12 protein-coding genes are annotated in these 14,028 nt (G+C 70.0%); 5 read left to right on the top strand and 7 right to left on the bottom strand.

Going from position 1 to position 14,028, the window contains the following annotated elements; translation table 11 throughout:
- Positions 1–25: 25 nt before the first annotated feature.
- From ACIPC1_RS07545 to ACIPC1_RS07525, 5 genes are all read left to right on the top strand, one after another.
- Positions 26–2,821, top strand: a complete 2,796-nt coding sequence (locus tag ACIPC1_RS07545; RefSeq protein WP_402514181.1) for a nitrate- and nitrite sensing domain-containing protein — start codon at positions 26–28, stop codon at positions 2,819–2,821.
- A complete protein-coding gene (locus ACIPC1_RS07540) occupies positions 2,818–3,369 on the top strand; it encodes a roadblock/LC7 domain-containing protein (RefSeq protein ID WP_402514179.1) in 552 nt (183 codons plus the stop codon). The genes ACIPC1_RS07545 and ACIPC1_RS07540 overlap by 4 nt, the downstream gene beginning before the upstream one ends.
- A complete protein-coding gene (locus ACIPC1_RS07535; RefSeq protein ID WP_402514177.1) occupies positions 3,366–3,782 on the top strand; it encodes a DUF742 domain-containing protein in 417 nt (138 codons plus the stop codon). Before ACIPC1_RS07540 ends, ACIPC1_RS07535 begins: the two co-directional genes overlap by 4 nt.
- Positions 3,763–4,440 carry a GTP-binding protein gene (locus tag ACIPC1_RS07530; RefSeq protein ID WP_402514175.1) on the top strand — a complete coding sequence of 226 codons (678 nt, stop codon included), beginning with the start codon at positions 3,763–3,765 and terminating at the stop codon, positions 4,438–4,440. Before ACIPC1_RS07535 ends, ACIPC1_RS07530 begins: the two co-directional genes overlap by 20 nt.
- Before the next feature lie 174 nt (positions 4,441–4,614).
- Positions 4,615–5,868, top strand: coding sequence for a styrene monooxygenase/indole monooxygenase family protein (locus ACIPC1_RS07525; RefSeq protein ID WP_402514172.1), 1,254 nt, complete (start codon positions 4,615–4,617; stop codon positions 5,866–5,868).
- Positions 5,869–5,944: 76 nt separating this feature from the next.
- Here the strand turns inward: ACIPC1_RS07525 and ACIPC1_RS07520 are convergent, their stop codons facing one another.
- The 7 genes from ACIPC1_RS07520 to ACIPC1_RS07490 form a co-directional block, all read right to left on the bottom strand.
- Positions 5,945–7,093 (bottom strand): NlpC/P60 family protein, encoded by a 1,149-nt coding sequence (locus ACIPC1_RS07520; RefSeq protein WP_402514170.1) that lies wholly within the window; start codon positions 7,091–7,093, stop codon positions 5,945–5,947.
- Between the two features lie 432 nt (positions 7,094–7,525).
- Positions 7,526–8,251 (bottom strand): TetR/AcrR family transcriptional regulator, encoded by a 726-nt coding sequence (locus ACIPC1_RS07515; protein ID WP_402514168.1) that lies wholly within the window; start codon positions 8,249–8,251, stop codon positions 7,526–7,528.
- 368 nt (positions 8,252–8,619) lie between these two features.
- Entirely contained in the window at positions 8,620–9,540 is a 921-nt protein-coding gene (locus ACIPC1_RS07510) for a diiron oxygenase (RefSeq protein WP_402514167.1), read from the bottom strand.
- A gap of 243 nt (positions 9,541–9,783) precedes the next feature.
- On the bottom strand, positions 9,784–10,209 hold the full coding sequence (locus ACIPC1_RS07505) for a hypothetical protein (RefSeq protein WP_402514166.1): 426 nt from the start codon (positions 10,207–10,209) through the stop codon (positions 9,784–9,786).
- Positions 10,210–10,377: 168 nt separating this feature from the next.
- A complete protein-coding gene (locus ACIPC1_RS07500; RefSeq protein WP_402514165.1) occupies positions 10,378–10,836 on the bottom strand; it encodes a DUF3291 domain-containing protein in 459 nt (152 codons plus the stop codon).
- Positions 10,837–10,988: 152 nt separating this feature from the next.
- Entirely contained in the window at positions 10,989–12,446 is a 1,458-nt protein-coding gene (locus tag ACIPC1_RS07495; RefSeq protein WP_402514163.1) for a penicillin-binding transpeptidase domain-containing protein, read from the bottom strand.
- A 94-nt stretch (positions 12,447–12,540) separates the two neighbouring features.
- Positions 12,541–13,917, bottom strand: a complete 1,377-nt coding sequence (locus tag ACIPC1_RS07490; RefSeq protein ID WP_402514162.1) for an FtsW/RodA/SpoVE family cell cycle protein — start codon at positions 13,915–13,917, stop codon at positions 12,541–12,543.
- Positions 13,918–14,028 lie beyond the last annotated feature (111 nt).

Here is a 14,028-nt window from a genome sequence, read left to right as displayed (position 1 = left end):
GGGTACATGAGTACACGAGTCAGGAATGCGAGCACCGGTGCAGAAGACGCGGCCGAGGCGCACAGGCAAGCAGACAGCCTCCAGATCGACTGGGGATGGCGCTGCCGCCGCCGAGTCGGCGGGCAGGGGCCGAACCGCCCACGTACGCAATCGGCTGATTGTCGCCGTTGCGGTCGTCGCGGCTGCCGTGGCCGGCGCCGGGGCACCCACGATCCTGACCGCCTCGGGTCAGCTCAACGACTCCCAGAACCTGGTGACGCTCGCGCAGCGCACCCAGCAGGCGCTGACCCTCGCGCACTCGCTGGCCGACGAGCGCGACGAGGTCACCTCGTACATCGCGGCGGGCCGGCCGAAGGACAAGGTGCCCTCGGAGCAGCGCGGCGCCCGGGTCGACCGGCAGGTCGAGGAGCTGCGGGCGGACGAGGACGCCCCCGCGTCCCTCCTCACGGACCTCGACACCATCGCCTCGCTGCGCAGAGCGGCGCTGACCGGCGCGAGCACCGCGCTCGAAGCGCACCAGTCGTACTCGGGTGCCATCACCGAACTCCACGCCCTCGCCGAGGAGCTGGCCGAGCAACTGCCGCCCCGCGCGGGCTCCGGCGCGAACTCCCTCGCCGAGCTGGACTCCGCCGTCCAGCAGTCCGCCGCCGCCCGTGGACTGCTCCTCGCGGCCCTCAGCGTCCCGCACAGCACGCAGACCACCACCGACCCCTACACGGGCCTGACGAGCACCACCAGCTCCTCGTCGGAGGCCGACACCAAGCAGCGCGACGCGCTCAGCGCCGCCGCCCAGCAGGCCCGCCTCCGCTCGGACGCGGCCCTCGCCGAGTTCCGCGAGACGGCGCCCAAGGCCGACAAGACCAAGTACGACTCCACGGTCACCGGGCCCGACGTCACCAACGCCGACAAGTACCTCACGGGCCTGACCGACCAGCCGACGCTCTCCGACGACGAACTCGACACCCGCACCGACAAGCTGGACGCGGCGCTCTCCGCCCGCGTCGAACTGATGCGCGGCGCCGAGGCATCCCTCAACAGCCGCCGCATCAAGGACCTCGAAGCACTGCGGGACGACGACGTCACCGCGCTGGAGATCCGCGTCGCGGCCATCGGCACCCTGCTGCTCGTCGCCGTCGGCGTCTCGATGGCGATGGCCCGCAGCCTCACCCGCCCGCTGTCCGTCCTGCGGCGCGGCTCGGCCCGTCTCGCCGCCGACCCGGGCGCGCAGGAGCCGGTCAAGTTCACCGGCCGCAACGACGAGTTCGCCCAGGTCGTCCGTTCCGTGAACGCGCTGCACGCACACGCCGCCGAGCTCCACGAGCGGATCACCACCCTCGAAGGCGACCGCAAGCACCTCATCGGCCAGCGTCAGCTGATGGCCGACGAACGCGACAAGCTCCGCACCGAACTCGCCGCGGCTGCCGCCCACTTGGAGCAGGTGCGCGGCACCATCCACGGCACCTTCGTCAATCTCGCACTGCGCACCCTCGGCCTCGTCGAACGCCAACTCGGCATCATCGAGGGCCTGGAGGAGCGCGAGCAGGACCCCGACCGTCTCTCCACCCTCTTCAAGCTGGACCACTTCGCGACGGTCATGCGGCGCCACAGCGAGAACCTGCTCGTCCTCGCCGGCGCCGACCGCGGCCAGCAGCACGCCGGTCCCGTCCCGCTCGTCGACGTCGTACGTGCCGCGGTCAGCGAGATAGAGCGGTACGAGCGTGTCCGCATCACCACGCTGCCGCCGCACGCGCACCTGGCCGGCTTCGCCGCGGACGACATCTCGCACCTCGTGTCCGAACTCCTGGAGAACGCCGCGTCGTTCTCGCCGCCCGACATGGCCGTGGAGGTCTCCGGCTGGCTCCTGGAGAACGGCGAGGTGATGCTCTCCGTGCAGGACGAGGGCATCGGCATGACCGCCGAGCGGATGAGCCTGCTCAACACCCGGCTCGCCGAGTTCGATCCCGACGACGCCTACGACCAGGAGGGCGGCGAGGGACTCGGGCTCGGCCTGTACGTGGTGGCCCGGCTCGCCCATCGGCACGGGGTACGCGTGCAGCTGCGCGAGCAGAAGCAGGGCGGCACCGCGGTCGTCGCCGTCCTCCCGAAGAGTCTCCTGGCCGCCGCCCCCTCCTCCGCCGTATCCGCCGCTCCGGCCACCGCAGGCGCCCCCTCCCTCACCCTCCCCGGCGCGGACGCCGAGGCCAACTCCAACGTCCTGTACGGCCGTTCGACGCCCACGGCGCAGCCCCCGGCCGCGGACGTGGACCCGCTGATCGCGGCGGCGGAGCGGACGGCGAGGGAGGCCGCAGCCGCGGACACTCGGGCGCCGCAGGAGCCCCCGGCGGCCGCCGAGCCCGAGCCGACACCCGAGACCACGATGGAGCTCCTGGCCCCGGCGCCGGTCCCCGAGCCCGTGGCAGCCCCGGCCGAAACAGCCGGCGTAACCCTCCCCACCCAGTCCACATCCACATCCGCATCCACAATCACCCCCGCCACCCCCACCGATGACCCCTACGCCATCGGCCCCGACGCTCATGAGCGGGCCGCGGACCTGGACGGCCCCGGCCGGGTCACCGACAAGGGCCTGCCCAAGCGGACGCCGAAGCTCTCCGAGCCCGTCGCGCCCCCGCGGCCACGCACGGGCGGTGTGGACGCCGAGGCGCTGCGCCGCAGGCTCGGTGGCTTCCACCGGGGTGCGCAGGAGGGCCGTCGCGAGGTGGAGGCGGAGATCGCCGACCAGGACGCGCCCGCGCAAGGCGCGGGGTTGCACGCACAGGACGTAGAACCATCGGGGGGCACAGTCGAGGAGGCAAGCAGTTGACCGCGCCCAGTACCTTCGGCCTGAGCAGTGAAGCCCGTAACCTGCACTGGCTGTTGACGAACCTCGTCGAGGAGGTGCCAGGCCTTCTCTCGGTCGCGGTCGTCTCCTCCGACGGCCTGCTGCTGATCTCCTCCGACCCCGGAAGAAACGAGGAGGCGCGCGAGGCGAGAGAAGAGCGCCGCACGGGCCCCAAGGGGTCCGCCGCCGACCTCGCCACCATCGTCTCCGGCATCGGCAGCCTCACCATCGGCGCGGCCAAGCTGATGGACGGCGGCGCCGTCAAGCAGACGATGGTCGCGATGGACGAGGGCAGCCTCTTCGTCATGTCGATCAGCGACGGCTCGCTGCTGGGTGTGCACGGCTCCCCGGACTGCGACATGAGCGTGGTGGCGTACCACATGGCGCTCTTCGTGGGCCGCGCAGGCCATGTGCTGACCCCCGAACTCCGCATCGAACTCAGAAAGTCCCTGGAGACGGAGACGGAGACCGAGATCGAGACGGAGCCGGCGCCGGAGCCTGAGATCGAGCCGACGGGGAGTGCCCGATGAGTAGTGGCAGTGGTAGTGATCCAACCAAGCTCCCCGTCCGCGGCGGCGACCGCAAACCCGCCCGCGTACGCCCGTACTCGCTCACCGGCGGCCGCACCCGCTTCGGTCACGTCCTGCTCGTGGAGACGTTCGTCGCGGCGATCGAAGCCCCGGAGGAACGCCGGGAGTTGACCAACGGCTCGCTCGAAACCCGGGTGATGCCCGAGATGCGGGCCATCGTCGAGCTCTGCCGCCGGATGCGAACGGTGGCCGAGGTCGCCGCCCTTCTCAGGATGCCGCTCGGCGTGGTCCGGGTGCTTCTGAGCGACCTGGCGGACCAGGGAAAGATCCGTGTGTACGGAACCGGTCACGGCACGGGACAGCCGGACCGCGCTCTGCTGGAAAGGGTGCTGAATGGACTCCGTCGTCTCTGAGGGCGCGCCAAGAACCGCCTTCCCCAAGGCAGTTGCCGATCCCGGACCGGTAGCTCCGCGGTCCCCCGAGGCCGATGAGAACCTCCAGGCCTGGCAGACCGACCGCACCCGCGCCCCGATCGCGACGAAGATCGTGGTGGCGGGCGGTTTCGGCGTGGGCAAGACCACGCTCGTCACCGCGGTCTCCGAGATCACGCCCCTCCAGACGGAGGCGCTGATGACCCAGGCCAGCGAGGAGACCGACGACCTCACCGCGACGCCCGAGAAGCTGACCACGACCGTGGCCATGGACTTCGGCCGCATCACGCTCGACGACGACCTGGTCCTGTACCTCTTCGGCACGCCGGGCCAGCAGCGCTTCTGGTTCATGTGGGACGACCTGGTGCGCGGCGCGATCGGCGCGGTCGTCCTCGCCGACACCCGCCGCCTCACGGACTGCTTCCCGGCGCTCGACTACTTCGAGAGCTGCGGACTGCCGTACGTCGTCGCGGTCAACCACTTCGACGGCAGCGAGCGGTACGAGCCCGAGGACGTGCGCGAGGCCCTCACGGTGCCCGCGCACATACCTGTCATGATCATGGACGCGCGCCGCCGGATCTCGGCCGTCGAGACCCTGCTGGCCCTGGTCGCCCACGCGCTCGCAGTCACCCCCGAATAGCGAAGCTCAGCCCCGAACAGCGAAGTTAAGCCTCGAACATGGAGCTCAGCCCCGAAACCGGGACGCTCAGCCCCGACTCGGGGACGCTCAGCCCCGAAACCGGGACGCCCGGCCCCGACTCGGGGACGCGCAGCCCCGAAACAGGTCGCCCAAGCCGTAGGAGACACCACCCGCATGCGGAAGATACTCGTCGTCGGAGCCGGCCAGTCCGGACTCCAGCTCGCCCTCGGCCTCCAGTCGCACGGGTACGAGGTCACCCTGATGTCGAACCGGACGCCGGACGAGATTCGTACCGGCCGTGTCATGTCGACGCAGTGCATGTTCGACACGGCACTCCAGCACGAGCGTGATCTCCAGCTGAACTTCTGGGAGTCCCAGGCCCCGAAGATCGAAGGACTCGGCGTCTCGGTGGCGGCCCCCGGCTCCTTCGACCCGGGCCCCTCGCAGCGTGCGATCGACTGGGTGGGCAAGCTCGACGGATACGCGCAGTCGGTGGACCAGCGCGTGAAGATGGCCGGCTGGATGGAGACGTTCGCGCAGCGCGGCGGCCAGCTCGTCATCCACGGCGCGGCGGTCTCCGACCTCGACTTCTTCGCCCGTACGTACGACCTGGTGATGGTGTCCGCGGGCAAGGGCGAGCTGGTGTCCATGTTCGGCCGGGACGCCTCCCGTTCCCCGTACACGGAGCCGCAGCGCGCACTCGCGGTGTCGTACGTCCACGGCCTGGGCCCGCGCCCGGAGCATCCGGAGTTCGACGCGGTCCGCTGCAACCTGGTCCCCGGCGTCGGTGAGCTCTTCATCATGCCGACCCTCACCACCTCCGGCCACGCGGACATCCTCTTCTGGGAGGGCATACCCGGCGGCCCGCTGGACGCCTTTCGCGGAGTCAAAGCCCCGGAAGAACACCTCTCCCTGACCCTGGAACTCATGGAGCGGTTCACGCCGTGGGAGCACGCGCGGGCCACCAAGGCCGAACTGACCGACGCCCAGGGCACGTTGTCCGGCCGCTACACCCCCACCGTCCGCAACCCGATCGGCCGCCTCCCCGGTGGCGGTCTGGTCCTGGGCGTCGCGGACGTCGTCGTCGCCAACGACCCGATCACCGGGCAGGGCTCCAACTCCGCCTCCAAGTGCGCCGCCGCGTACCTCGCCTCGATCGTCGAGCACGGGGAGAAGGAGTTCGACGAGACCTGGATGCGTGCGACGTTCGACCGGTACTGGGACACGGCTCAGCACGTGACGAAGTGGACGAACGCCATGCTGGGCGCTCCGCCGGAGCACGTCCTGAACCTCATCGGCGCGGCGGGCCAACTCCCGCCGGTCGCCGCCCGCTTCGCGAACGGCTTCGACGACCCGGCGGACTTCGAGAACTTCTTCTTCGAACCCGAGAAGACGAATGCGTACTTGGCATCGGTGACGGGGGCCTGAGGCTTTCACCCCAGGCGCGGGCTGGTGGCGGCGCAGTTCCCCGCGCCCTTGGAGGGGCGTCCGTGCCCGCGTCGGCTTACTGAGCGGGGGCGCCGAAGCCCTCGTCCGCACCCTCCATGGCACCCTCGGGGAGCTTCGGTGGCGTGTAGTGGCCCTGGGGCAGGGGAGGGCCCGGATCCGGGCGCACCGCCCCCAGCAGCGGATTGGCGGCAATGGGCGAGACCTTGATCTTCGCCCCGGGCCGCGGAGCCTGCACCACCACCCCGTCGCCCAGGTAGAGGGCGACGTGGGTGGCCTCGGGGAAGTAGATCACCAGATCGCCCGGCCGCAGGTCGCTCAGCGGGATGTGCGGCAGCTGGGCCCACTGCTCCTGGCTGGTCCGGGGGATGGGCCGCCCGGCATGCTCCCAGGCCTGCGAGGTGAGTCCCGAGCAGTCGTACGACGTCGGCCCCTCCGCACCCCACTCGTACGGCTTGCCGATCTGCTCGACGGCGTAGCGCAGGGCCTCCTCACCCTCCCGCGAGGGCCGCCGCACACCGCTGCTGAGCGCACCGGAGGCCATGAACTTCTTCTGAGCCGCAGCTTCCCCCGACTTCTCGAACTCGGCCAGCTCCGCAAGCTGACCGACGGTCAGCGAGGCGAGCAGCTCCTCGACATCCTTCAGCCGCCCGCGCACCGCATCCCGGGCCTCCTTCTGCCGCCCGGCGAGGGTGAGCTGACCGTCGAGCGCCTTGCGAGCCTCCCGAGCGAGCCCGTCGAACCGCTTCTCGTTCCCCACCACCCGCTCCACGGTCTCGGCCCGCTCCAGCGAGAGCTGCCGGATCACATGTCCCTGGTCGAGCGCATGCTGCGGATCGCGGGCGAGCAGAAGCCGTACGTACGAGGAGATCTCGGTCCTGCCCTGGTACTGCTGCCGCGCGAGCCGCCCCGCGGCGCCACGGCTGTCGTGCAGCGTCAGGCGGGCCTTGGCGAGGTTCCCGTCCAGCCGGACGACCTCGGCCCGCTGCTTCTTCAGTTTCTCCTCGGTCGCGTTGTACGTCTCGCTGGCGCGCTCGGCGTCCCGGTAGAGCCGCTGAAGGTCCGTCAGCAACTCGGCGACGGAACGCGAGCCAGGCTCCGAGGGCGCGGGAACGGCCGAAGCGGCCGGCGAGAACGCCACCAGCGCCCCGGCGGTCACCGTCGTCACGGCCGCCGTACAGACCCGACGCAGAAGCCTTCCTGACACGTCATCACCTCCGGTGCGGGGGTGGTCCGTCCACCTCTCACCGGAAGAGTCAGGCGCGCGCATCCCGGGCGCGCGCCGGGTGGTCGGTTCGGCCGAAGAAGGTCACTCGTCAGCGTTGACGCCCGGCGCGCCGCCGGACCTTGACCAGGGCCACCTGCCCCCGCGCCAGCCTCGCCCTGCCCTTTCACCTTCGGCGGCGTACTCGTACCGCCACCCTTGGTGCAGCCCGAGCCGCCGACTGTGCCCGGCCTGCACCCGCCGGTATACGAGCACGGTGGGCGGCCCACCGCCCGCGTCCGGAACCGGAACCCGATAGACCTTGGGCGGATGCCCGGTGGCCCCGAGCAGTACAGGCAGCACCCGCCCGTCCAGCGGCCCACCGACAAAGGGAGTGTCTTCGCTCTTCACTCCACCAGTGTCACAAAACAAACGTCACAGCAGCCGCGCGGCATCGCCGATCACGGGAAGCACCCGACGCGCCAACGAGCCCACAACCCCGTCCCGCCTCTCGCCGGCGAGCGCGCCCTTCACCACCGCAGCGGTCTGCGGATCCCGCCCGGCAGTGGCCACCACCGTCACCACGAACTGCTCGACAAGCCAGTCCCGCAACTCATTGAGCGACGGTTCCTTCCCCTCGTCGAGCCAGATGAGGGAGGCGGCCTCCACGGCGGTGATCCACATCCGTACGGTCATCCGCAGCTTCAGCCCAGGATCCCGCACAGCCAGATGATCAAGAATGTGCTGGGCGGCGGCCCGCCGAACCCCGTCCACGATGGCCGTGGTCCGAGACGTCTCCACGACACTCCCGCCCTGCAACAGAGCACTGAACCCGGCGTCATGCTGATCCACGAACGCCAGATACCGGTCAAGCGCCCGGGACAGCCGCTCCGTCAGCGCCCCCTCCAAAGGCTCCGCGAAACAGTGCTCCAGCTCCTCCGCCGCAGACCTCAGCGCGGCCTCGTACAACTGCTGCTTCCCGCCCGGAAAGTACCGGTACACGAGCGGCCGCGACACCCCGGCCGCCTCCGCCACATCATCCAGCGACACCTCCTCGGGCGCCCGCTGCGCAAAGAGCGACAACGCCGCCTCAAGCAACTGACTACGCCGCTCCTCGACACTGAGCCGACGATAAGCGGGGGTGGGAGCCGCGGAGGTCATGCCGGGCAGCGTAACCGCCCCACCCAGAAACGAGCCCAAACTGCCCCCGCTCCGCCCCACCCCATCCCACGCACCCGAGGCCCCAACGGCACGAAGTGGCGATGGCGCTGCCCCCTCCACTCACCCGCACCCGCACCCGCACCCGAGGCCGCAATGGCACGGAGTGGCAATGTGGCCGCAGCTCCCCCACGCACCGGCAGCCGAGGTGCGACGGAAGGGGCCGTGTCGGTACATCAAATGCCCGCATCCGGACGGATCCCATCCGGACGGCACCTTCCCTCCCGACAGTCGATCCGTCCGGATGCGGGCGGATGTACCGGCGCGGCCCCGACCCACCCACACCCCGGCGAGCACAGCGGACGGACGCATCACGCCAGCAGTCCCGACGCCTTCCACAACCGCCGCCCAGCCCCCCGCAGCACCCCGATGTCATCCAGAAACTCGGTCAACCGCTTCGCCCCGGTCTGCATCACATCCCGCCGATGCCCACTCACCCTCACCTGGGCCATCGCCTCACGCCTGTCGAGCCCGACATTCGTATAGACCGCGGGATTGACGAACGCCACGGAGAAGACCCGGGCGAACTCACCGGAGGTCACCCGCGTGAACTCCTGCGACCACCGAGGCGCCGTCACCATCTGCCGCCGGAGCTCCTCCCGGGCGTACCGCACATGCCGCGCCTCCTCCACGACATGGATACGCGTAACCCCTCGGACGAGCGTCTGCACCCGCTCGTCCGGAAAGGTCAACCGCTGCATCCAGTCAAGGATCTCCTCACCGAGCAACGTCGCGGTGAACGACCCCGGCGTGGTCGAGACGGTCTTGAACAAGCGCCCGAGATTGGCGTGCAGACGGCTCACCGGGTAGTACGGCGTCCCACCCCGCGCGATCAGCCGAGCGAACATCTTCGAGTGCCGGCACTCGTCCTCGATCTCGGTCAGCGCGTACCGCACATGCGCACTGGTCGCAGCCTTGTCGTAAATGTGCCGCACCAGCAACTGCATCAGAATGATCTCGAACCAGATCCCCAGCGACGCCAACGCCGCAGCCTCATGCCGCGACAGAGCGATCCGCTGCTCCTCACCCATCCGCCGCCACAGCGGGGTGTCGTACAGCGAGACCAGCTCCGGCGGCCAGAACCACTTGCCGTCCTCGAACGGCGCGTCCCAGTCCAGCTCCTTGTCCGGATCGAAGGAGTGCCTGGCGGAGGAGTCGAGCAGCCGCTCGGCCACCTGCTCCCGGTCCTTGAGCAGACCGAGCGCGTCACGCAGTACATCGGCTTCGGTCATCGCTGTCCCCATCCAAGTCGTACCGGATCTCCATGGGTTACCGGCGGGCACAACTTATGAGACTGCGTGTCAGCAAGTCGGTCAATACTTCTCGCGCGACTTATTGACGAAACGTCTACCTCGGATGAACCGGTGGAGCGCGGAGCGGACACCGCAGACAGCCCCGAGTCCGAGACCGCCCGGGAGACACGGCAAGGCCGGCCCGTGGAAGGAAACCACCACGAGCCGGCCGGGGAATTCACATCAGCCCGCGCGCCGGTCGCTGGCGACGACCTGCTCGCCACCGCCGTCGGTGCCGCTGTCGACGGAGCGCGACTGGTCGATGTCCACGCTCTTGCCGCAACGGTTGTTGTTCGCCTCCTGGTCGCTGGAGGTCGTGGGCGAGCCGCCCTCGCCACCCGTGGCGGTGCCGTCCGCGGAAGGGGTGCTGGTCCCGGTGCCGCCGGCGCCGGTCTCGCCGCCCGCGCCGCCGAGCCCCAGGCTCCCGAGGAGCTCCCCGAGGAGCCCACTGCCGCCGGGCGCGGCGACGAGGCTCAGGTTGACGGGGTTGTTGCAGAAGGTCGACACGGGGGTACCCGCGTCGTGCGGCGCGGCCACTGCCTCCCCGCCGAGCCCGAGGGGTCCGAGCGTGAGAACACACACGGCTGCGAAACGGTAGGTCAACTTCATCGGTCCTGCCTTGCGTTGAGCGGTCATCTGGCCGCCGCCCCGATGGGCGGACACCTCAGTCTTGGCGCCCCGCAGGGTGCGCGGACCTGGCCGCATCGCATGCGTGCCCCCGATTCACCCCTATGCCACCGAGAAATCGGCAATACGGCCGTACCCGCAGGCGCCTGGCTAGGCGCCACCGGCGGGATACGAGTTCCGCAAGGTGAAGGCGTACGCCGTCGGTCCATGCTCACGCAGGTGAAGGACCCGCTCCTCGGCCTCCGCCGCTGTGGGGCGATGGCCTGCCGGAACCCACCACATGACCGACATCGCCTCCGCCACTCGCTCGAACCAGTCACGCCGCCGGGCCAGCAGCTCGCGGTGCTGTCCCTGATACATGAACGCCGTCAGGGCGTTCGAGTCCCGCCACGTGGACATGTTCAGGATCAGCCACTCGTCGCCGAAGACGGCCACGTCCGTCGCGTTGCCCGAGTCGCTCTGTAACCGCCAGACGAACCCGTCCGCCGCGTCGGCGTCGGCGTTCACGGGGTCGAGTGCTTCGACGAAGTCCTTCAACTGCGGTGAATCCAAAGGGGCTTTGAGTCGAGCGATGTTGGCCTGGGCGAGTTCGTACACGGGTTCAGTCATGTACCGAACGATAGGTCGGCCCAAAGAAACCCCACACCCCCATCCCACATACCGAGCCGCCCGCAAGCGCCCCCGCCCTCAATCCACCCCCGCCCCAAGCCGCCCCCAACCTCAAGCCGCCCCCGCCCCCAAGTCACCCCCCCGCCCCCGCCTCAGAACCCCAGCACCGCCTCCATCACCGCCTTGGCGATCGGCGCAGCGTCCCCACCCCCGCTGATATCCCCCCGCTCCGCCGCCGCATCCTCGACGACGACGGCGACGGCCACCGACGCGCCCATGGAGTCGTCGGCCTCGGCCCAGGAGGTGAACCAGGCATACGGCGTACCGGCGTTGCCGATGCCGTGCTGGGCGGTGCCGGTCTTGCCGCCGACGGTGGCGCCGGGGATGGCGGCGTTCGTGCCGGTGCCCTCGGTCACCACATCCGTCATCAGCTCACGCATCCGCAGCGCGGTGGACGGATTCATCGCCTGATGCAGTGTCCTGGGCCCGGTGGTGGACACCGTGGCGTCACCCCGAGTCGTCGTCTTCGCCACCAGATAAGGCGACTTGACGGCGCCACCCCCCGCCACGGCCGCCGAGATCATCGCCATCTGAAGAGGCGTGGCCCGGGTGTCGAACTGTCCGATGGAGGACAGCGCCAGCTGGGCACGGTCCAGCCGCACATCGAAGTTGCTCGGCGCGACGGCGAACGGAATCCTCAACTTCCGGTCGTTGAAGCCGAAGTTCGCCGCCGTGCGCGTCATGTTCTCCAGCCCTACATCCACGCCCAGTTTCGCGAAGACGGTGTTGCAGGACCACTCGAAGGCATACCGCAACGAGGCGTTCTCGCAGCCCTCGATCTCGTTCGTGAGAGTCGTCGTCGTACCCGGCAGCGTGTACGGGTTCGGTGAGTCGGTCGGCATGTCGACATCGGTCACCACGCCCGCGTCCAGCGCCGCCGCGGCCGTCACCACCTTGAACGTCGACCCCGGCGGATACGTCTGCCGGATCGCCCGGTTGAGCATCGGCTTGCTCTCGTCCTCGTTGAGCCGCGCCCAGGCCTCCGCCACCGCCGGGCCCGTCCCGGACAGCACCTCGGGGTCGTACGACGGCGTCGAGACCAGCGCGAGGATCTTCCCGGTGGACGGCTCGATCGCGGCCACCGCGCCCCGCCGTGAGCCCAGCCCCTGGTACGCCGCCTGCTGTGCGGCCGGGTCGAGGGTGGTGACGACCTTGCCGCCGGGGCTCTGGGAGCGCGTGAAGTCGTTCCAGAGGGGGAACGGGGCGAGCATCGGGTCGCTGCCGGAGAGGATGCCGTCCTCGGCGCCCTCCAGGAACGCGGTCCCGTACACCTGCGAGGCGAAGCCGGTGACGGGCGCGTACAACGGCCCGTTCTTGTACGTCCGTTCATAGCGGAGCTGCTCGCCGCTGTCCTTGGATCCGGTGATGGCCCGGTCGCCGACGAGGACGTCACCGCGCGGCTGGCCGTAACGGGCGATCGGCTGGCGGCGGTTGGCGGGATTGTCGTCGTACGACCGGGCCTGGAAGACCTGGACACGGGTGGCGTTGACGAGCAGAGCGACAAGCAGCACCGCGCACAGAGCGGCAGCTCTACGGATATAACGCGTCACAGCCCCACCACCTGAACCCCTGCCACCCGAACCCCCACCACCCGAACCCCAACCACGCGGACCCCTGCCACCCGAACCCCCACCACCTGGCAGCTCAAGACGCCCCCGTCCCGTCGTACTGACTCCGCGCCGAGTCGCTGATCCGGATCAGCAGCGCCACGATGATCCAGTTGGTGACGACCGAGGAGCCGCCCTGTGCGAGGAAGGGCATCGCCATGCCGGTGAGCGGGATCAGCCCGGTCACCCCGCCCGCGATGACGAAGACCTGGAGCGCCACGATCGAGGCGAGCCCGATGGCGAGGAGCCGCCCGAAGGGGTCGCGCAGGGAGAGGCCGGCCCGGTAGCCGCGCTCGACGAGAAGGGCGTACAGCAGAAAGATCGCGGACAGGCCGATCAGGCCCAGCTCCTCGCCCGCCGTCGCCAGGATGAAGTCCGACTTGGCGGCGAAGCCGATGAGGAGGGAGTGGCCGAGCCCGAGCCCCGTGCCGAGCATCCCGCCGGCGGCGAACGCGAAGAGGGACTGGGCGAGCTGGTTGGGGCCCTGGCCCGCCTCGATCGAGGCGAAGGGGTGGAGCCAGTCCTGCACCCGGCTGTGGACGTGCGGTTCGAGCCAGCCGACGGCCACCGCGCCCACGCAGGCGAGCAGCAGGCCCACCGCGATCCAGCCGGTGCGCCCGGTGGCGACGTACAGCAGGATCACGAACAGGCCGAAGAACAGCAGCGATGTGCCCAGGTCCCGTTCCAGCACCAGTACGCCGACACTCAGCAGCCAGATCGCGACGATCGGGCCGAGGACGCGGCCGGTAGGGAGCTGGAGCCGTTTGAACCGCCAGATCTGGCGGCCGGTGTACGCGAGCGCGTTGCGGTTGGCGGCGAGATAGCCGGCGAAGAAGAGTGCGAGCAGTACCTTCGCGAACTCGCCCGGCTGGATGGAGAATCCGGCGATCCGGATCCAGATGCGGGCGCCGTTCACCGCCGGGAAGAAGATCGGCAGGGTCAGCAGGACGAGCGCGGTGACGACGGAGACGTATGTGTAGCGCTGAAGGACCCGGTGGTCGCGCAGGAGGAGCACGACCGCGGTGAAGAGCGCGACGCCGAGCGTCGACCAGATGAGCTGGGTGGGGGCCGCCTGGTCGCGGGGGGTCTCCAGGTCGAGGCGGTAGATCAGCACCAGACCGAGGCCGTTGAGGAGTACGGCGATGGGCAGCAGCAGCGGATCGGCGTACGGCGCCCGGAAGCGCACCGCGAAGTGTGCGAGGAGTGCGAGCACGCCGAGCCCGGCGCCGTAACCGGCGGCGCCGGGCGGGACGGTGCCGTTCTTCGCGAGACCGACAGCGCAGTAGCCGTACACGCAGAGCAGGACGGCCAGGACGATGAGGGTGAACTCGATGCCACGGCGCCTCGGCAGGCGTACAGCGGGGGCGGGCGGGTCCGCCGCCACGGTTGTTCCGGACACTCCGGGCTGGATCATGTCCGGAACGTAGCAAGCGGCGATCCTGATGTCCCGTTATGTAGTGATAAACGGGCTGTTCCGGTGTACGTTGCGCGCTTCAGGCGTCGTGCACGCCCTGCGCACCCTGTG

It is taken from the genome of Streptomyces sp. NPDC087263 (assembly GCF_044744645.1).
Lineage (GTDB): Bacteria > Actinomycetota > Actinomycetes > Streptomycetales > Streptomycetaceae > Streptomyces.
Note: the sequence above shows the minus strand (reverse complement) of the source record. Positions and strands in the feature narration are given on the sequence as shown.